15 protein-coding genes are annotated in these 18,043 nt (G+C 63.3%); 7 read left to right on the top strand and 8 right to left on the bottom strand.

All coding sequences use genetic code 11. The features are described from left to right. Positions 1–49: 49 nt before the first annotated feature. Entirely contained in the window at positions 50–841 is a 792-nt protein-coding gene (locus AC1RMG_RS12820; RefSeq protein WP_053153080.1) for a crotonase/enoyl-CoA hydratase family protein, read from the bottom strand. Positions 842–1,261: 420 nt separating this feature from the next. Between AC1RMG_RS12820 and AC1RMG_RS12815 the strand changes: the two genes are divergently transcribed. Further along, positions 1,262–2,935 (top strand): DEAD/DEAH box helicase, encoded by a 1,674-nt coding sequence (locus AC1RMG_RS12815; protein WP_011062525.1) that lies wholly within the window; start codon positions 1,262–1,264, stop codon positions 2,933–2,935. A 91-nt stretch (positions 2,936–3,026) separates the two neighbouring features. On the opposite strand, the gene AC1RMG_RS12810 is transcribed toward AC1RMG_RS12815, so the two are convergent. Continuing rightward, a complete protein-coding gene (locus tag AC1RMG_RS12810; RefSeq protein ID WP_053159698.1) occupies positions 3,027–3,794 on the bottom strand; it encodes a DODA-type extradiol aromatic ring-opening family dioxygenase in 768 nt (255 codons plus the stop codon). Positions 3,795–3,896: 102 nt separating this feature from the next. On the opposite strand from AC1RMG_RS12810, the gene AC1RMG_RS12805 reads away from it, so the two are divergent. Then, positions 3,897–4,565: a thiopurine S-methyltransferase gene (locus AC1RMG_RS12805; protein ID WP_493169374.1), complete on the top strand. Its 669-nt coding sequence runs from the start codon at positions 3,897–3,899 to the stop codon at positions 4,563–4,565. 63 nt (positions 4,566–4,628) lie between these two features. Here AC1RMG_RS12805 and htpX read toward each other — a convergent pair whose 3' ends face one another. Both htpX and AC1RMG_RS12795 read right to left on the bottom strand, forming a co-directional pair. Next, on the bottom strand, positions 4,629–5,516 hold the full coding sequence (gene htpX, locus AC1RMG_RS12800) for a protease HtpX (RefSeq protein ID WP_015636531.1): 888 nt from the start codon (positions 5,514–5,516) through the stop codon (positions 4,629–4,631). A gap of 301 nt (positions 5,517–5,817) precedes the next feature. Then, on the bottom strand, positions 5,818–7,029 hold the full coding sequence (locus AC1RMG_RS12795; RefSeq protein ID WP_011062521.1) for a pyridoxal phosphate-dependent aminotransferase: 1,212 nt from the start codon (positions 7,027–7,029) through the stop codon (positions 5,818–5,820). Between the two features lie 224 nt (positions 7,030–7,253). Between AC1RMG_RS12795 and msrB the strand changes: the two genes are divergently transcribed. The 3 genes from msrB to AC1RMG_RS12780 all read left to right on the top strand — a co-directional run bounded on the left by msrB (position 7,254) and on the right by AC1RMG_RS12780 (position 8,694). Then, positions 7,254–7,646: a peptide-methionine (R)-S-oxide reductase MsrB gene (gene msrB / locus AC1RMG_RS12790; RefSeq protein ID WP_011062520.1), complete on the top strand. Its 393-nt coding sequence runs from the start codon at positions 7,254–7,256 to the stop codon at positions 7,644–7,646. A 104-nt stretch (positions 7,647–7,750) separates the two neighbouring features. Beyond that, complete coding sequence (locus tag AC1RMG_RS12785) at positions 7,751–8,236, top strand: glutathione peroxidase (protein WP_015636530.1); 486 nt, start codon at positions 7,751–7,753, stop codon at positions 8,234–8,236. After that, on the top strand, positions 8,233–8,694 hold the full coding sequence (locus AC1RMG_RS12780; protein WP_077934590.1) for a MarR family winged helix-turn-helix transcriptional regulator: 462 nt from the start codon (positions 8,233–8,235) through the stop codon (positions 8,692–8,694). Before AC1RMG_RS12785 ends, AC1RMG_RS12780 begins: the two co-directional genes overlap by 4 nt. Here AC1RMG_RS12780 and AC1RMG_RS12775 read toward each other — a convergent pair. Further along, complete coding sequence (locus AC1RMG_RS12775) at positions 8,678–10,999, bottom strand: hybrid sensor histidine kinase/response regulator (protein WP_011062517.1); 2,322 nt, start codon at positions 10,997–10,999, stop codon at positions 8,678–8,680. The two genes, AC1RMG_RS12780 and AC1RMG_RS12775, sit on opposite strands and share 17 nt — an antisense overlap. Positions 11,000–11,164: 165 nt before the next feature. Between AC1RMG_RS12775 and AC1RMG_RS12770 the strand changes: the two genes are divergently transcribed. Together AC1RMG_RS12770 and AC1RMG_RS12765 are read left to right on the top strand one after the other, a co-directional pair. Then, positions 11,165–12,055, top strand: coding sequence for an ATP-binding protein (locus tag AC1RMG_RS12770; RefSeq protein ID WP_019092871.1), 891 nt, complete (start codon positions 11,165–11,167; stop codon positions 12,053–12,055). Next, positions 12,052–12,534, top strand: coding sequence for a GAF domain-containing protein (locus AC1RMG_RS12765; protein WP_011062515.1), 483 nt, complete (start codon positions 12,052–12,054; stop codon positions 12,532–12,534). Before AC1RMG_RS12770 ends, AC1RMG_RS12765 begins: the two co-directional genes overlap by 4 nt. Positions 12,535–12,539: 5 nt before the next feature. Here AC1RMG_RS12765 and AC1RMG_RS12760 read toward each other — a convergent pair whose 3' ends face one another. The 3 genes from AC1RMG_RS12760 to AC1RMG_RS12750 all read right to left on the bottom strand — a co-directional run bounded on the left by AC1RMG_RS12760 (position 12,540) and on the right by AC1RMG_RS12750 (position 18,021). After that, positions 12,540–15,488 (bottom strand): HD domain-containing phosphohydrolase, encoded by a 2,949-nt coding sequence (locus AC1RMG_RS12760; protein WP_019092870.1) that lies wholly within the window; start codon positions 15,486–15,488, stop codon positions 12,540–12,542. Positions 15,489–15,608: 120 nt separating this feature from the next. After that, on the bottom strand, positions 15,609–17,351 hold the full coding sequence (locus tag AC1RMG_RS12755; RefSeq protein WP_493169371.1) for a response regulator: 1,743 nt from the start codon (positions 17,349–17,351) through the stop codon (positions 15,609–15,611). A 43-nt stretch (positions 17,352–17,394) separates the two neighbouring features. Then, positions 17,395–18,021 carry a response regulator transcription factor gene (locus tag AC1RMG_RS12750; RefSeq protein WP_123431289.1) on the bottom strand — a complete coding sequence of 209 codons (627 nt, stop codon included), beginning with the start codon at positions 18,019–18,021 and terminating at the stop codon, positions 17,395–17,397. Positions 18,022–18,043: the final 22 nt, after the last annotated feature.

Here is an 18,043-nt window from a genome sequence, read left to right as displayed (position 1 = left end):
GCCCTTGCTGGCGCCGGCTGGCCGGCGAAGCCGATCTGCCGGCCCCTGTTCAGCAGCCCTTGAACACCCCGGGCCGTTTTTCGATCATCGCCCGCACGCCCTCTTTGGCGTCCTCACTGTTCATCAGTTTGTGCACCAGCGGCGCCAGCCCCTGGGCGGCCGCCGTTTCCCCTTCGAGCCTGGCCTGGCGTGCCGACATCAGGGTCGCCTGCACCCCCAGCGGTGCCTGGCGGGCAATCCGTTCGGCCAGTTCGATGGCTCGGGGCAGCAGGTCTTCGCTGGCCATGACCTCCTGCACCAGGCCCAGGCGCAGGGCTTCATGGGCATCGAATTCGTCCCCGGTCAGCAACCAGCGCATGGCATTGCCCCAGCCGGCCAGTTGATGCAGGCGCAGGGTCGCGCCGCCGAAAGGGAAGATTCCGCGTTGCACCTCCATTTGCGCGAAGCGGGTATTGCTGGCGCAGAGATTGATGTCGGAGGCCAGCATCAGCTCGATGCCGATGGTCAGGCAGTAGCCTTGTACGGCGACGATCACCGGCTTGTTCACCCGTGGGCCGCTGAACACGCCCCAGGGGTCGCAGCCACCGGCTGGTGCTTGCCAGCCCTGGGCCAGGGCGGCGCCGACATTGGCCAGGTCCAGGCCTGCGGTGAAGTGCTCGCCGTGGCCGAACACCACCGCCACTCGCGCCTCGCTGCTGGCTTCGAACTCGCCGTAGGCCAGGCTCAACTGGTTGAGCAGCTCGAGGTCGAAGGCATTGCGCTTGGCCACCCGGTCCAGGCCGATAAGGAACAGGTGACCACGTAGTTCACGGCTGACACGGCTGGCACTGGGCTGATTCATGAGCGCTGTCCTGGGAAGAAAGAGGGGAGGTTGGCGCGGGCGGTTTCGTGCACAAAGGTGAACCGTTTAAGCGCGATGACCAACAGCGCCGGGCCTGAGCAAAATAGCGCGCCGCCGAAGTCTGCGCAAAGCCCATGACAATCGGGTGTTCAGCGGATTTTTCCGATAAAAAAAACTCCCTTTTTTGAGTAATTCCGGTATAGTGCGCGCCGGCCTTTAGCCGGGCCACGTTTAGGTAATGCAATTCCCCGAAGTCAGCTTCGGCTGCTTGTCCGCTGCGCGGACTATCCTTGACGATCCATTCATCCAATCGTTTTCGCAAATCCCCGCCGACAAAGCTGCCAGGGTGACTCTTGAGTCTTACACGGCATGCGCAGCTTTGGAGCATGGGTCTTTGCGGATGCACTTAGAGGCAGACCCATGACCCAGGAAATCGGCGGCTTCGCCGCTCTTGAACTTCATCCCAATATTGTCGCTGCAGTAGTCGCTACCGGCTATGAAGAGCCTTCGGCTATTCAGCAGCAGTCGATCCCGATCATCCTTGCCGGTCACGATATGATTGGTCAGGCGCAAACCGGTACCGGTAAGACCGCTGCCTTTGCCCTGCCTATCCTGCACCGCATTGATCCGTCCAAGCGCGAGCCGCAAGCTCTGATCCTGGCCCCAACCCGTGAGTTGGCGCTGCAAGTAGCAACCGCTTTCGAAACCTACGCCAAGCAAATGCCGGGCGTGACTGTTGTGGCCGTCTACGGCGGTGCGCCGATGGGCCCACAGCTGAAAGCAATCCGTAATGGCGCACAGATCGTTGTCGCCACTCCGGGCCGTCTGTGCGACCACCTGCGTCGCGACGAAAAAGTCCTGGCCACCGTGAACCACCTGGTTCTCGACGAAGCCGACGAGATGCTCAAGCTGGGCTTCATGGATGACCTGGAAGTGATCTTCAAGGCCATGCCGGAGACCCGCCAGACCGTACTGTTCTCGGCCACCCTGCCGCAGTCGATCCGGGCCATCGCCGAGCGTCACCTGAAGGACCCGAAACACGTCAAGATCCAGAGCAAGACTCAGACCGTCACCGCGATCGAGCAGGCTCACCTGCTGGTTCACGCCGACCAGAAGACCTCTGCCGTTCTGAGCCTGCTGGAAGTTGAAGATTTCGACGCCCTGATCATGTTCGTGCGCACCAAGCAAGCGACCCTGGACCTGGCCAGTGCCCTGGAAGCCAAAGGCTACAAAGCCGCTGCGCTGAACGGCGACATCGCCCAGAACCAGCGTGAGCGCGTGATCGACTCCCTCAAGGATGGCCGCCTGGACATCGTTGTGGCGACCGACGTAGCCGCCCGTGGTCTGGACGTACCGCGCATCACCCACGTATTCAACGTGGACATGCCGTACGACCCGGAATCCTACGTGCACCGTATCGGCCGTACCGGCCGTGCCGGTCGCGAAGGCCGCGCGCTGCTGCTGGTGACTCCACGTGAGCGCCGCATGCTGCAAGTGATCGAGCGTGTAACCGGTCAGAAGGTTGCCGAAGTTCGCCTGCCGGACGCCCAAGCCGTTCTCGATGCCCGCATCAAGAAGCTGACCAACAGCCTGTCGCCGCTGGTGGCTGATGCTGAAGCGACCCACGGTGATCTGCTTGATCGCCTGACCGCCGACATCGGTTGCAGCCCGCGTGCCCTGGCCGCAGCCCTGCTGCGCAAGGCTACCAACGGTCAAGCGCTGAACCTGGCCGCGATCGAGAAAGAGCGTCCACTGGTGCCCAACAGCGCCCCACGTGGCGATCGTCCCGAGCGTTCCGGTGACCGTCCTGATCGTGGTGACCGTGAGCGTCGCGCGCCAATGCCTCTGGGCGAAGGTCGTGCACGCTGCCGTACCGCGCTGGGTGCCCGTGACGGCATCGCTGCCAAAAACCTTCTGGGCGCGATCCTCAATGAAGGCGGCCTGGCCCGTGAAGCTATCGGCCGCATCCAGGTGCGTGACAGCTTCAGCCTGGTCGAGCTGCCGGAGGACGGTCTGGACCGTCTGCTGACCAAGCTCAAGGACACTCGCGTTGCCGGCAAGCAGCTGAAGCTGCGTCGCTATCGCGAAGATTGATCGGCCCCTGGGCTGATTGATCAGGCATAAAAAATCCCCGACTGGTTCGGGGATTTTTTTTGCCTGTCATTTGCCTTGGCGCTGGCGGCCATCAGCCAAATCGGTAGATGTCCATGCCCAGGGCGCCCAGGGTGAAGCCCTGGTGGGCCACGCTGAATTCGCCACCGGCGCCCCGGGCGAAATACAGCGGCAGCAGGTGTTCATCACTGGGGTGGCTGCGCACGGCATTCGGTGCCTGCTGGCGGTAGTCATGCAGGGCCGCCTGGTCATCGGCCGCCAGCTTGTCGATCATCCAGTCGCGAAAGGCCTTGGCCCAGGGTTCGACGCTTTCCGGGCCAGCGTGCCAGTCCAGGTCCCGCAGGTTGTGGGTGATGCTGCCGGAGCCGATCAGCAACACGCCCTGTTCCCGCAGGCCCGCGAGGGCATGGCCGATACGGGTCTGCAGGGCCGGGCCCAGGCGGCTGGGCAGCGACAGCTGGACCACCGGGATGTCCGCCTGCGGGTACATCAGCGACAGCGGTACCCAGGTGCCGTGGTCGAAGGGGCGCTGGCTGTCCAGTTGGGCGGGCAGGCCTTCGGCCTGGAGCAGCTCCACCACCTGGGCTGCCAGTTCCGGATCGCCCGGGGCCGGGTATTGCACGGCAAACAGCGCGGCGGGGAAGCCGCCAAAGTCGTGCCAGGTTTCCGGGTGCGGGTTGCAACTGACCCGCAGATCGGAGCTTTCCCAGTGGGCCGAGACCACCAGGATCGCCCTGGGCCGGGGCAGCTCGGCTGCCAGGCGAGCCAGGGCCGGGCCGCTGGCGCCGGGTTCCAGCGCCAGCATGGGAGAGCCGTGGGAGATGAACAGGCTGGGAAGCATGAAGAGGCTCCTGAAGGTTAAGATGCGCCATCTTCAATCAGATCAATGATCTAAATCTAATATAAGTTTTAGCGCTTTTTGATCGAATTTTAAGGACTTCTCATGCAAGCGGACTTTTGGCAAAAGCGCTGGGAGCGCGATCAGATCGGCTTTCACCTGGCAGAGGTCAACCCTTACCTGCAGCAGTACTGGCCGGCCTTGGGCCTGGCGGCGCAAAGCCGCGTGCTGGTGCCCTTGTGCGGCAAGAGCCTGGACCTGATCTGGCTTGCCGACCAAGGGTTCGAGGTGCTGGGCATCGAACTGGCGGAAAAGGCGGTGGAGGATTTCTTTCGTGAGCACCAGTTGCAGCCGCAGATCAGCCAGCACGGGGTGTTCAAGGTCTACGCCCACGGGCCCATTGAGCTCTGGTGCGGTGATTTCTTTGCCCTGACCGCCGAGGACACCGCTGATTGCACGGGCCTGTATGACCGTGCAGCCATGATTGCCTTGCCCTCGCCCATGCGACAGCGCTATGCCGCTCACCTCAATGGCCTGTTGCCGAATGGCAGCAAGGGGCTGCTGATCACCATGGATTACGCCCAGGAGCAGTTGGACGGCCCGCCATTTGCGGTGCTCGACGATGAGGTCCGGCAACGTCTGGGGGGCGTCTGGCAACTGCAGGTAGAAACGGAGCGCGACATTCTTGGCGAGAGCTGGAAGTTTCTCCAGGGTGGCGTGACCCGGCTGGTGGAGAGGGTCTATCGCCTGAGCAAGCAGGGTGCCGCGAGATAGGTTTTTGGCGGCCAAGCAAAAGGGCGACTTGCGTCGCCCTTTTGGGTATTGCCTTGCACTGGATCAGCCGCGACGACGCAGGGCCTCGATACGCTCTTCCAGCGGAGGGTGGCTCATGAACATGCGAGCCAGGCCCTGCTTGATGCCACCGTTGATGCCGAAGGCATTCAGGGTGTCGGGCATGTGCACCGGCAGGCCCTGTTCCGAACGCAGGCGCTGCAGCGCGCCGATCATCGCGTTGGTGCCGGCCAGACGGGCGCCGGCTTCGTCGGCGCGGTATTCGCGTTTGCGCGAGAACCACATGACGATGGCGCTGGCCAGGATACCCAGAACCAGTTCGGCGAAGATGGTCGCCACGTAGTAGGCGATGCCCTGGCCTTCTTCGTTCTTGAAGATCACCTTGTCGACGAAGTTGCCGATGATCCGTGCGAAGAACATCACGAAAGTGTTCACCACACCCTGGATCAGTGCCAGGGTCACCATGTCACCGTTGGCGACGTGGCCGATCTCGTGGGCCAGCACGGCTTTCACTTCATCGGGCGAAAAACGTTCCAGAAGGCCCTGGCTGACGGCTACCAGCGCATCATTCTTGTTCCAGCCGGTGGCAAAGGCGTTGGCCTCATAGGCTGGGAAAATACCCACTTCGGGCATCTTGATGCCCGCTTCGCGGGACAGTTGCTCGACGGTCTGCAGCAACCATTGCTCATGGCGGGTGCGCGGTTGGGTGATGATCTGCGTGCTGGTGCTCATCTTCGCCATCCACTTGGAGATGAACAGCGAGAACAGCGAACCGGCAAAACCGAAGACCGCACAGAAAATCAGCAGCTGATTGAGGTTCAGATCAACCCCATTGGCCGCCATGAACCCGTTGAAGCCGAAAAGGCTCAGGGTGATGCTGGCAATCAGCACGACCGCAAGGTTAGTGGCCAAAAACAGCAGGATTCGCATCATGGTTGTAGAAATCTCCTCAAGCTAAAGATGTAGCGTACTGCGGGGTATATAAGGTGCGGCAACCGCCTATTCAATACGGCTTCTATTTCAAACTGTGTCGCACAGACCGGGTCTAGACGCTTGTAGTTCAACGCCATGAGCCAACGCCAGGGCGGCCGCCACCCGGCTGCGGTGCAGAGGTGTGACAGTGGGCAGGACGGAAAGTGCAAGCTTATAGAAGGGGAGTGGAGCAGGGCAGTGAAGATGTGTTGCTGAATTAATCGCAGTGCGACCAGAGAAGGATCGCACTGCGATTTTTCCGTTACTGGCGGTAGGACTTGAGGAAGCTGCCGATCCGACCAATGGCCTGCTCCAGGTCATCCACCCGCGGCAGGGTCACGACGCGGAAGTGATCCGGCCATGGCCAGTTGAAGGCCGTGCCTTGCACCACCAGGAGCTTTTCCGAGAGCAGCAGGTCGAGGACGAACTTCTCGTCGTTGTGGATCGGGCAGATCTTCGGGTCGATCCGCGGGAAGGCATACAGCGCGCCCATGGGCTTGACGCAACTGACTCCGGGAATGTCGTTGAGCAGTTCCCAGGTGCGGTTGCGCTGTTCCAGCAGGCGGCCCGGGGGCAGCACCAGGTCGTTGATGCTCTGGTAGCCGCCCAGTGCGGTCTGGATGGCGTGCTGGCTGGGCACGTTGGCGCACAGGCGCATGTTGGCCAGCATGTCGATGCCTTCGATGTAGCTCTGGGCGTGCTGCTTGGGACCGGAAATGGCCACCCAGCCGGAACGGAAACCGGCTACCCGATAGGACTTGGACAGGCCGTTGAAGGTCAGGCACAGCAGGTCCGGGGCCAGCGAGGCGGTGCAGATGTGCACGGCGTCATCGTAGAGGATCTTGTCGTAGATCTCGTCCGAGAACACCACCAGGTTGTGCTGGCGGGCCAGCTCCAGCATGCCCAGCAGCACTTCCCTGGGGTACACGGCGCCGGTGGGGTTGTTCGGATTGATGATCACCAGGGCCTTGGTGTTCGGGGTGATCTTGGCCTTGATGTCGGCCAGGTCCGGCCACCAGTTCGCCTGCTCGTCGCACAGGTAGTGCACCGGGTTGCCGCCGGCCAGGCTCACCGCGGCGGTCCACAGCGGGTAGTCAGGGGCCGGCACCAGCACTTCGTCGCCGTTGTTGAGCAGGGCCTGCATGGCCATCACGATCAGCTCGGAGACGCCGTTGCCCAGGTAGATGTCTTCAATGCCGATGCCTTCCACCTGCTTCTGCTGGTAGTACTGCATCACCGCCTTGCGCGCACTGAACAGGCCCTTGGAGTCGCTGTAGCCCTGGGCGGTGGGCAGGTTGCGGATCACGTCCTGGAGGATTTCGTCCGGCGCTTCGAAACCAAAGGGCGCCGGGTTGCCGATATTCAGCTTGAGGATGCGGTGGCCTTCCTCTTCCAGACGTTTGGCGTGCTTGAGCACTGGGCCGCGAATGTCATAACAGACGTTGGCGAGCTTGTTCGATTTGCTGACCTGCATGGCGATGTGTTCCCGAAAATGAACGATCCAGGCGGAGGATGAACTACCGTACTGGGAATCCTGCCGTGTCACACCGGCCTGTAACCCGCACCGGCTGCGGCAAAATCCGTTTGAATGGGTGTAACGCGGCTGCCAGACTGGCGTCTGACGAGGCGCAATCATACGTGCCGCCCGATCCGTGGAAAAGACACAGATCGGGCTTTTTCCGTTGCAGAGGAAGGACCATGGAAAAGCTGGAAAAAACCCTGGAAGAATGGCGGTCGATGCTCGACCCGGAGCAGTACAACGTCTGCCGGCTCAAGGGCACCGAACGGCCCTTCTCGGGCAAGTACAACGGCACCAAGACCGATGGGGTCTATCACTGCATCTGCTGCAATGAGCCGCTGTTCGATTCCAAGGCCAAGTTCGATTCCGGGTGTGGCTGGCCGAGTTTCTACGAGCCCATTGCCGACAGCGCCATGGTGGAGATCCGTGACATGAGCCACGGCATGATCCGTACCGAAGTGGTCTGCGCCAAGTGCGACGCGCACTTGGGCCACGTGTTCCCGGACGGCCCGCCGCCCACCGGCCTGCGTTACTGCATCAACTCGGTGTGCCTGGACCTGGTGCCGCGCTGACCGGTTGGCGATTCTTCGGAATCGCCTTTTGTTCAATTAAATTGCATGCAATTTAATTGAGCGCTATTTTGCTGCCTCTTACTTCCACACATGGAGTTGCCGTCATGACCGACTCACTGCTGACCATTCCCTGCACCACCATCAAGGGTGAACAAAAGACCCTGGCGGACTTCGCCGGCAAGGCCGTGCTGGTGGTCAACACTGCCAGCAAGTGCGGCTTCACCCCGCAATACAAGGGGCTCGAAGAGCTGTGGCAGACCTACAAGGACCAGGGGCTGGTGGTATTGGGCTTTCCCTGCAACCAGTTCGGCAAGCAGGAACCAGGCAACGAAGGGGCGATCTCCGAGTTCTGCGAGCTCAACTACGGTGTGAGTTTCCCGCTGTTCAAGAAGATCGAGGTCAATGGCGCCGGGGCCCATCCACTGTTCGCTCAGTTGAAAAAGCGCGCACCCGGCGTGCTCGGCTCCCAAGGCATCAAGTGGAACTTCACCAAGTTCCTGATCGGCCAGGACGGCAAGCTGGTCAAGCGTTTCGCTCCGGCAACCAAACCCCAGGACCTGAGCCGCGAGATCGAAGCCCTGCTCAAATGAACGACCTGTCCGTGGATTCACTGAAACTCGATTCCCAGCTGTGCTTCAAGCTGTACGCCGCCTCGCGGGCGGTGGTCCGTGGCTACAAGCCGATGCTCGACCGCCTGGGCCTGACCTACCCGCAGTACCTGGTGATGCTGGTGCTGTGGGAATGGCAGGCAACGCCTCCGTCCCTGCCGACGGTCAAGGCCCTGGGCGAGCGCCTGGCCCTGGATTCCGGGACCCTGACCCCGTTGCTCAAGCGTCTGGAGCAGTTGCAACTGGTGCAGCGCCAGCGGTCCGGGCGCGACGAGCGCGAGGTGCACTTGAGCTTGAGCGAGCGCGGCCTGGCGCTGCGTGAGCAGGTGCCGCCGCTGAAGGCGGCGTTGCTGTGCGACAGCGGGATCGATCTGGATAACCTCGATCAGTTGCGCGACGGCCTGGATCAGTTGCTGCAGCAGATCAAAGCTTTGTCGTAGTCGGCACCCAGAGATCGAGCAGGGCGATCAGTTCTTCGCGACGGAACGGTTTGGCCAGGTAGTCGCTCATGCCGGCGGCGCGGCAGCGTTCGCGTTCCTCGGGCATGGCGTTGGCAGTCAGGGCGATGATCGGCAGGTCCGGCCAGCGCCCGCTGCGCCGGATCTGCCGGCTGGCTTCGTAGCCATCCATGACCGGCATGTTGCAGTCCATCAGCACCAGATCGAAACGATGCAGCTCCAACTGGTTGAGGGCTTCGGCGCCATGGGCGGCCACGGTCACCGCGCAGCCGAGCTTGCTCAGCATGCCCTTGGCCACCAGTTGGTTCACCGGGTTGTCCTCCACCAGCAGAATGTCCGCCCGGCGCCGTTGCACCGGCATTTCCAGCTGGGCGTCGTTGAGGGTGATGGTTTCCCCCAGCAACGAGCGTCGCAGGGTCTGATACAACGCATTGCGCGCCAGGGGCCGGGCCTGCTGTTGCAGCGGTGCCAGGGCGTTGGCCTCTTCGCTGGGCAGGAAGCTGCCATAGGCGGTCACCAGCAGGATTGGCGCGCGGATCGCCGGGCGCAGGCCGAACAGGCATTCCGGGCAGTCGGTGATCAGCAGGTCGGGGTCGAGGCCGGCCAGGGAATCCTCGATATCACAGCGCTGATAGCTCAGGCCCCAACTGGGCAGCAGGCTGGCCAGCAGCTCGGCGAGGCCGCTGCCGGCCTCGGTGATGGCGATGATCTTCCCGGCCAGCGCCGGCGGCGGGGCGGCCGGAGTGTGGCAGGGCAGCGGCAGGTCGGCGCAGAACTGGCTGCCGAAGCCGACTTCCGAACTGATGCTCAGGCGGCCGTCCATGGCTTCGCAGAGGTTGTAGGTCAGGGCCAGGCCCAGGCCGGTGCCGCCGTATTGGCGAGTGATGCCGGCGCCGGCCTGGGTATAGGGCTGGAAGATGCGCACCTGGGCTTCCTGGGCGATGCCGATGCCGGTGTCGCAGATCTCGATGCGCACCCCGTCGCCCAGGGTGCTCAGGCGCACATCGACGCGGCCGAAACGGGTGAACTTGAGGGCGTTGGACAGCAGGTTGCTGACGATCTGCCGCACTCGGGTCGGGTCCCCCAGTACCAGGGCGGGGAAGTCCGGGGCGATCAGGCAAGCCAGCTCCACGCTGGCCGCGGCGTTTTGCGACAGCAGGTTGGCGGTGTCCTCCACCAGTACCCCGAGATCGAAGGGAATTCGCTCCAGCTCCAGTTGCCCGGCGTCGAACTTGGACATGTCGAGAATATCGTTGAGCAATTCCACCAGGACCTTGCCGGAGTCATGGGCAATCGACAGCTGCTGGCGCTGCTCGGGGTTCAGCGGGCTGTCCAGGGACAGCGCGATCATCCCCAGCAGGCCATTGAGCGGGGTGCGAATCTCGTGACTCATGTTGGCCAGAAACGCCGCCCGCGCCTGGGCCATGTCCAGGGCAGTGCGCCGGGCGATCTCCAGTTCCTCGTTGGACTGGCTGAGCCGGGCATTGCTGGCCTTGAGCTCGGTGGTGCGGGCCGAGACGATGTTCTCCAGCTGCCCGAGGTATTCGGTCAGGCGGTTCTCGGCGTTGCGCCGCTGCTGGATCTCGGTGGCCATGATGTCGAACTGCTGGTTGGCCACCTTGACCAGCACCCCGACTTCGTCGTTCTCGTGGCCATGGGGAAAGTCCAGCTTGGCCTGTTTCGGGCTGCGCGGGTCGCGGCTGCTGAGCTCGCGGATCACCCGCACCAAAGGCTTGGTCAGCATCACGTAGAACAGCGCCAGGAGAATTCCGGTGAGGATCAGGCTGCGGGCGAACCCGTTGATCAGGGTGACTTCGGCACGCCGCAGGAAACGGCTGCCGAAGGCGTAGGTATCCACATCCAGGTGCAGGGTGCCGAGGGACTCCTCCGGCAGGTGGCTCAGATACAGGCGATCCTCGAACTGGCGATCGGCGCCGAACAGGAAGTCGCTGATGGCCCGATAGCGGCTCTGTTGCGGTGGCCGTTCGACGTTGGCCAGCAGGGTATTGTTGTTGTCGATCAATTGCGCGCGAATGATCGCCGGGGAGCGCAGCAGGCCCAGGGTCAATTCCTGGGCCAGCTCGGCGTCGATGTTGTAGGCGATGCGCGAGGCCGGATTGTGGCTGATTTCCAGCAGCGATTGGATTTCACGATTGATGGAGGCGTCTTCGCTGGCATAATCGATGCCGATTTGCAGCAGACTGAGCGCGGTCCCCAGAATGAAACCCACCAGCACGGTGAGCCGGGCCTGTTTATAGGACAGGCGGTTGGTGAACTTGATATCCATGGGGGGTTGAACCACTTTCGTTTCCCTTCGCTGCGCAAGCATAGCTGATCATTTTTGGTTGCCGGGCTGGCCGGGCAGCAGCTGATAAAGCGATAGACCCCTTGATCGGGATTGCGTTTGCTCTGTGTGCCGCATCATTACCTTGAACGTGCCTGAGGAAAAGTCGTGGATGCTCGATTGAATGCATTTCTTGAACGTGCCGATGCGGTTCTGGCGCGGATTGAACCCTTGTTGCCCACCCTGCGCCAGCCCATCGACTGGAATCAGTGCCTGGCGGCCCGCTGGCAGCGTGAAGGGCGCAGCGGTTTCCTGCTGCCGCTGGAAGTTAGCCTGGACATGCGCCTGAGCGACCTGATCGGGGTCGACAAGCAGCGTGAGCAACTGGCGCGCAACACCCAGCAGTTCCTCGACGGCCTGCCAGCCAACCATGCCCTGCTCTGGGGCTCGCGTGGCACTGGCAAGTCTTCCCTGGTACGGGCCCTGCTGGCCGAGCACGCCAAGGGCGGCCTGCGGCTGATCGAGATCGAGCGTGACCACCTGGCGGACCTGCCGCGGGTGGTGGAACAGCTGGTCAAGCTGCCCCAGCGTTTCGTGCTGTTCTGCGATGACCTGTCGTTCGAGGCCGGCGAGGGCGATTACCGGGTGCTCAAGAGCGTGCTCGACGGCTCCCTGGAGCAGGCCCCGGAGAACGTGCTGCTGTACGCCACCTCGAACCGCCGGCACCTGGTGCCGGAAAAGGAAAGCGACAACGAGAACTGGAAGCGCGTCGACGGCGAGCTGCATCCCAGTGAAGCCGTGGAAGACAAGATCGCCCTGTCGGACCGTTTCGGCCTGTGGCTGTCGTTCTATCCCTTCACCCAGGAGCACTTCCTCAACGTGGTGGAGCACTGGATCGGCGAACTGGCGCGCAAGGCCGGCCTCGACTGGCAGCGTGACGAAGAACTGGACATCCTCGCGGTACGCTGGGCCACCGGCCGGGGCAACCGCAATGGCCGTTGTGCCTATCAATTTGCCCGCTATTGGGTGGGCCTGCAGTTGTTGGAGCAAAAAGCATGATCGATTTGCAAAGCGCCGGCCAAGGCCTGGACGGTTACGGGCTGCTGTGCGCGCAGTTGGAGTCGCTGCTGGCCGATGAGCGTGATTTCATCGCCAACGCCGCGCAGTTCTCAGCCTTCCTCTATAGCCAGCTGGAGGACCTGAACTGGGCGGGGTTCTACCTCAACCGCAACCAGGAGCTGGTGCTCGGGCCGTTCCAGGGGCAGATCGCCTGCGTGCGGATTCCGTTTGGCCGTGGCGTCTGCGGTACCGCGGCGGCGACTCTGCAGACCCAGCGGGTGGAAGATGTGCACGCCTTTGCCGGGCACATTGCCTGTGACAGCGCCTCCAACAGCGAGCTGGTGGTGCCGCTGGTCAAGGACGGCCGGTTGATCGGCGTGCTCGACCTGGACAGCCCGAAGCTGGCGCGCTTCGGTGTTGCCGACCAGGCGGGAATCGAGCAACTGGCGGCGATCTTTCTGCGCCTGAGCGACTGCTGAAGCCCTCAGGTGCTCAAGCCCGCCTTCTTGAGCAGTGAATCCTGGTCCACCGGGTCGACCTGTTGCGGCGTCAGGAAACGCTCCGCGTAGCGCTGGTAGATCCGCTGCTGGATGAACAGCTCGAACAGCTCGGGATCGATATGGGCATCGCGGCACATCATGGCCATGATGTTCAGCGCCTCGCTCAGGGTCTTGCCCCTTTTGTAGGGGCGGTCTGCCGCCGTCAGGGCCTCGAAGATGTCGGCGATGGCCATCATTCGCGCGGGCAGGCTCATCTGTTCGCGCTTGAGCTGCTTGGGGTAGCCGGTGCCGTCCATCTTCTCGTGGTGGCCGCCGGCGATCTCCGCCACGTTCTGCAAGTGGCTGGGGAAGGGCAGGTGCTCGAGCATGATGATGGTCTGCACGATGTGGTGGTTGATCACATAGCGTTCTTCGGCCGTCAGTGTGCCCCGGGCAATGCTCAGGTTGTACAGCTCACCACGGTTGTACTTGTGGCTGGGCACCTGCAGTTTGAAGCCCCAGGGGTTGTCCGCCGCCATGACTTCCGTGGCGCTGCGCTCCAGCAGGTGTTCGGGCTTGTCCGCCAGTAGCGGTTCCAGCACCGGCAGGCTCGGCGCCGGGGTGCGTTCCTGGCGCTGGTTCTCCTCCCAGGAAACCCCCAGGCGATCGTCCAGGGTCCGGCTCCAGGTGCGCTGGGCGATGCGCTGCAGGCGCTGCTGATCGGCCTCGGCCATGAATTCGGTGCCCATGTTGCAGCGGGCGACAAAGGCGAAGTCATCGTCCAGGGCCAGCAGCCGGGCCTCGCGCTCGGCGGCAAGAGGCTGTTCGTCGCCGCCCAGGGCCAGGGCGCGCCAGTAGTCGATCCAGGCGTCGCGCTTGAGCACCTCGAAGCGGGTGCGGATTTCGTGGATGCGGTTGTTCAGGGTTTCCAGCTTGGTGGCTTTGTCCACCACGTATTCCGGGGTGGTGACCTTGCCGCAGTCGTGCAGCCAGGCGGCGATGTGCAAGGCTTCCCACTCGTCCTCGCCGGGCTGGTAGGCAGCGAATCGCGGGTCCTGGCTGGCGGCGGCCGCCTCGGCCAGCATCAGGGTCAAGGCCGGTACCCGCTGGCAGTGGCCGCCGGTGTAGGGGCTCTTGGCGTCGATGGCCCCGGCCAGCAACTGGATAAAGGCATCCAGCAACTGTTTCTGCTTGTTCTGCAGGCGCTGGCTCTCGATGCACAGGGCGGCGGTGGCGGACACGGCCTGGATAAAGGCGATGCGGTCCGGGCTGAGTTTGTCCAGGTCGGCCTCGGCGCCGCTGTCCACCAGGAACAGCAGGAGCATGCCTATGGTTTCGTTGTGCCGGTTGCGCAGGCGGATGCCCACCAGGTGCGCACTGGGGCTGTCGAGGGCCAGCAACACGCTCTGCAGGTCTGCGGCCTGATCGAATCCCAGGGTGGTGACCACGCTGTCGTTGTGGGTCAGTTGGCTCAGCCACTCGGGAGTCCGGCTGTCCGCCAGTTCCCGGGAGCCAATGGGGAACTGCGTCATGTCCTGGGGCTGGCCATCGATGATCAGCCCATGGGGCTCCAGGCGCGTGCCCTTGCTTTCACAGAGGTAGATCAGGCCGGCCTGGGCCTGGGCGATCTTTACGGTCTCGAACAGCACCCGTTGCAGCAGCGGGTCGAAACGGGTTTCGGCGGACAGGCTGGCGTTGATCTCGAAAAAGCTCGCCAGGGTGTCTTTCATCCGCGCCATCGAGATGCTCAGTTGATCAACCTCCAGCACCGGTGAACGCCGGGAAACCGGATAGTCGAAATCGAAACTGCGGATCGCGTCGGCCTCCTGCACTAGGGCGTGTAGCGGCCGTACCAGGACCCGGGAGATCAGCCAACCAAGGGGTAGGCACAGCAGCAGGGTGGTGAGGGTGATCAGCGCGCCTTGCCAGCGCAGGCGATAGGCGTCGGCCAGAAGTTCGTCCTCGGGCACCAGCAGCGCCAACTGCAAGCCGCCGGGGCCACCCTCGGCGATATGGCCGCTGGCGACAATCCAGCTGCGCCCCTGGGCCTGCAGATGGCCGCCTTCGGTCTGGCCACGCATCAGGGCAGCGAGCGCCGGGCTCAGGTCGTTCGCCTTGACCAGCCGCGCACTGCGTTGTTCCGGCAGCAGCTTCTGGCTGTCCGGGTAGGCCACGACGTTGCCCTGGTCATCCAGCAGGGCAACCTCGGTGGAGGGTGTGACGCGGTGCTTGGCAAGGGTCGAGGACAGCTGTTCCAGGGTCAGGTCGGCGGCGATCACGGCCATCTTGCCGCTGTGCCGGGCCAGGGTGGTGCCGACGTTCTGGGTGGAAAAGAACACATAGGGGCGGGTAGTGATCTGGTCGGCGTCGCCCCGGGCGCTGGAGAACCAGTCGCGGTTACGTGGGTCGTAGCGCTCGTCGGGGTGCTCCAGGCGGTCGATCAATACCAGCGCGGGGTCATAGAACAGCGATTGGGAATGGACTTGGCCGGTGCGCGAGTCGCGTTCGATGCTCCACACCTCGTAGGCGCTGTTCTGCGGGGCCTGGCGCCTTTCGCGGATCTGCGGATTGCGCAGTGGCCGCACCATGAAGAAATCGCCATTGGCGTAGCCCAGGTACAGCGAAGCCAGGTCCGGGTTGTCCAGCAGGGCCTGGCTGAAAGGCCGCAGCAGGGTCAGCCGGTCTTCCAGGTTCGCCGCCTGGGCCGCCGGCGAGCCCGCCAGCAGGCTGAGCAGATGGCGCATGGGATCGTAGGTGGCCTTGACGTCGCTGCGTACATCCAGCTCGATGCGCTGGAAAAGCTTTTCACTGCTGTCGAGGATCAGTCGCGTGGTCTGCTGGTAGTTGTAGAGGCCCAGCACCACACCCGTCAGGAGCAACAGCAAGGTGAACATTGCACTGATATGGATATGCAGAGGAAAGCGGCGTTGTGCTAAGGCAGGGGTGCTCAGCATTCCAATTCACTCCAAAGGCACACGAGGCATGGCTCAGGACCCAAGCATAGTTAAGGCTGGCATTGCCTGCCTTGGCTTTACCGGGGGCCGAGGGTGTCGAGGAAACCGTCGCTACGGGTTTCATGGGTGTGGCTGACGGCGAGGCAATACTGGCCTTTTGCTATTTTCCTGGCAAGAGGCAGGCCGGGTTGCTTCGCGGGGCAGCGCAGGTTGCGATCGAGCCTGGCCTTCGAGGTGTCGGTGCAGGGATTGGGCAAGGCGTATCAGGGCCAGGTCCAGGGCGCGCACAGCGGTGCTGATGACGGTAGCCCCGGCCCGTTCCAGGCAAGCCCGCTCCAGGTCTTCACAGCAGTTCTGCAAGGGGGTGGCCCGGACCATCAGCGCCGAGCCCCTGATCTTGTGGGCCAGCTCCAGCAGGGCGGTGAAATCGTCGGGCGGGATCCTCCCCAGCAGGTGGCGATCCTCACGGCAACACTGCGACAGTTTTTCCAGCATGCTCCGGACAAACTGCGGCTTGCCATGGGTCAGGGTGAACAAGGCCTCGATGCTGAAACTGTCAGGCCTTGGCCGGGGGTGCAGCGTCGCCAGGCGTGAGCCCAGCAACTCCAGCCCCAAGGGCTTGCACAGGCAATCGTGCATGCCGGCATCCAGGCCACGCTGATGCGTCTGCGGGTCGTTGCTGGCGCTGCAGCCGATCAGGTTGACCGCCGGCCCGGAGCCTTCGCTGCGGCGTATGGCCTCGGCCAGTTGGTAGCCATTCATCAAGGGCATGTTGCAGTCGACGATCAGCAGGTCGAAGTCGCCCTCGTGCCATAGCTGATAGGCCTGCAACCCGTTCCCGGCGCAGGTGACCCGGTGCCCGAGGTGCTCCAGTTGCCCTTGCAGCAAGGTCAGGCTGGCAGGGTGATCGTCTGCCAGCAGCACATCCAGCGGCAGTTGGGCAGCAGCCGGCGTGGCGGCGACGGGCCTGGGGGCGACGGCCGTGCGGCCGGGCAAGGTCAGCCTGACCTGCACTTCGCATCCGGGGCCCGTGCGGCCGTGCAGGCTCAGGCTGCCCCCCATCTGCAGGCAAAGCTGATGGCTGATGGGCAGGCCGAGGCCACTGCTGTCCCGTGGCGACTGGCTGGTCGGTTCCACCTGGGCGAAGGGCTGCAACAGGCGCTGGCGCTCCTGTGGGGGAATGCCGATGCCGGTGTCCAGCACCCGCAGCAGCAGGTCGAAGTGCCCGGGGCGCGCCGCCGGCAGCAATTGCAGCTTGACCTGCACCTTGCCCTGTCGGGTGAACTTGAGGGCATTGCTCAACAGGTTGGTCAGGATCTGCTTGAAACGCAGGCCATCTACCAGTACCTGGGGTTCGGGGGATGGGGCCTGGAACTCCAGGCTCAGGTCCAGGTTCTTCTGCCGGGCCAGGGCCTGGAACACCCCCAGCACTGCCTCGGCGCTGTGGCTCAGGCAGGTCCAGGCCGGGTTCAGTTGAAGTTGCCCGGACTCGATCCGGCTGATGTCCAGCAGGTCGCCGAGCAGCTCCCGCAGGTCACTGGCGGCACCCAGGGCCAGCTCCAGGGAACCACGGTTGGCTGAGCCGTCCTCGGTGCGTTGCAGCACCAGTTCCAGGAGGCCGATGAAGGCGTTCAGTGGTGTGCGGATCTCATGGCCAAGGTGGCCGAGGAACTGGCCTTTCAGGCGGTTGGCCCGCTCGGCCTGCTGCAGGCTGGTGCCCAGGGTTGCCACCGTCTGTTGCAGCGCCTGGACCTGTTGCCGGTGTTGGCGCAGTTGCCGGTACAGGCAGGCCAGGCCCAGCCCGGCCGCCATCGACAGCAACAGCAGGGCAGCGACGCCCATCGGCAGCAGGGCCGGGGTCATGGCCAGGGTACCCGGCACATCGGGGAAGGGGCTGGCTGGCGGTTCATATCAATGCGTTACGCTTGGCCATGTCCACCAGTTCACTCATCGAGGTGGTCGCCAGTTTCTGCATGATGCGTTTCTTGTAGGTGCTGACGGTCTTGTTGCTGAGAAACATGCCGGCGGCAATTTCCTTGTTGGTCTGGCCCATGGCGAACAGCTGCAGGACCATCAATTCCCGGTCATTGAGTGAGTTGAACTGCGCCAACTCCAGTGGCGAGCCAAAAGTGATGCGGTCAACCTGCAGGGCCTGGCTGGGGAAGTAGTTGTAGCCGCTGCAGATTGCCTTGATGGCGCTGAGCAGCTCGCTCATGTCCTCCTGTTTGCAGACGTAGCCGCAAGCCCCGGCGCGCATGCAGCGGTTGGCGAACAGGGCAGCGGACTGGGCGGTCAGGACCAGGATCCGCGAGGGCTTCGGCATGTTGCCGAGGCGCTCCAGCAGCTCCAGCCCGTCCAGCTTGGGAATGCAGATATCGAGGATGACCAGGTCCGGTTCGCAATCACGGACCATTTGCAGTGCATCGACGCCGTTATCGGTTTCACCAACGATCGAATACCCCTCGTGCTCCAGCAGGATGCGAATGGCCATGCGCACCACGGGATGATCATCAATGATTAGTACCGAGCCCATACAGGCCTCCAGCCGACCAATG

The organism is Pseudomonas sp. GW822-FHT04H02 (assembly GCF_058800645.1).
This window is presented reverse-complemented; position numbering and strand designations above follow the sequence as displayed.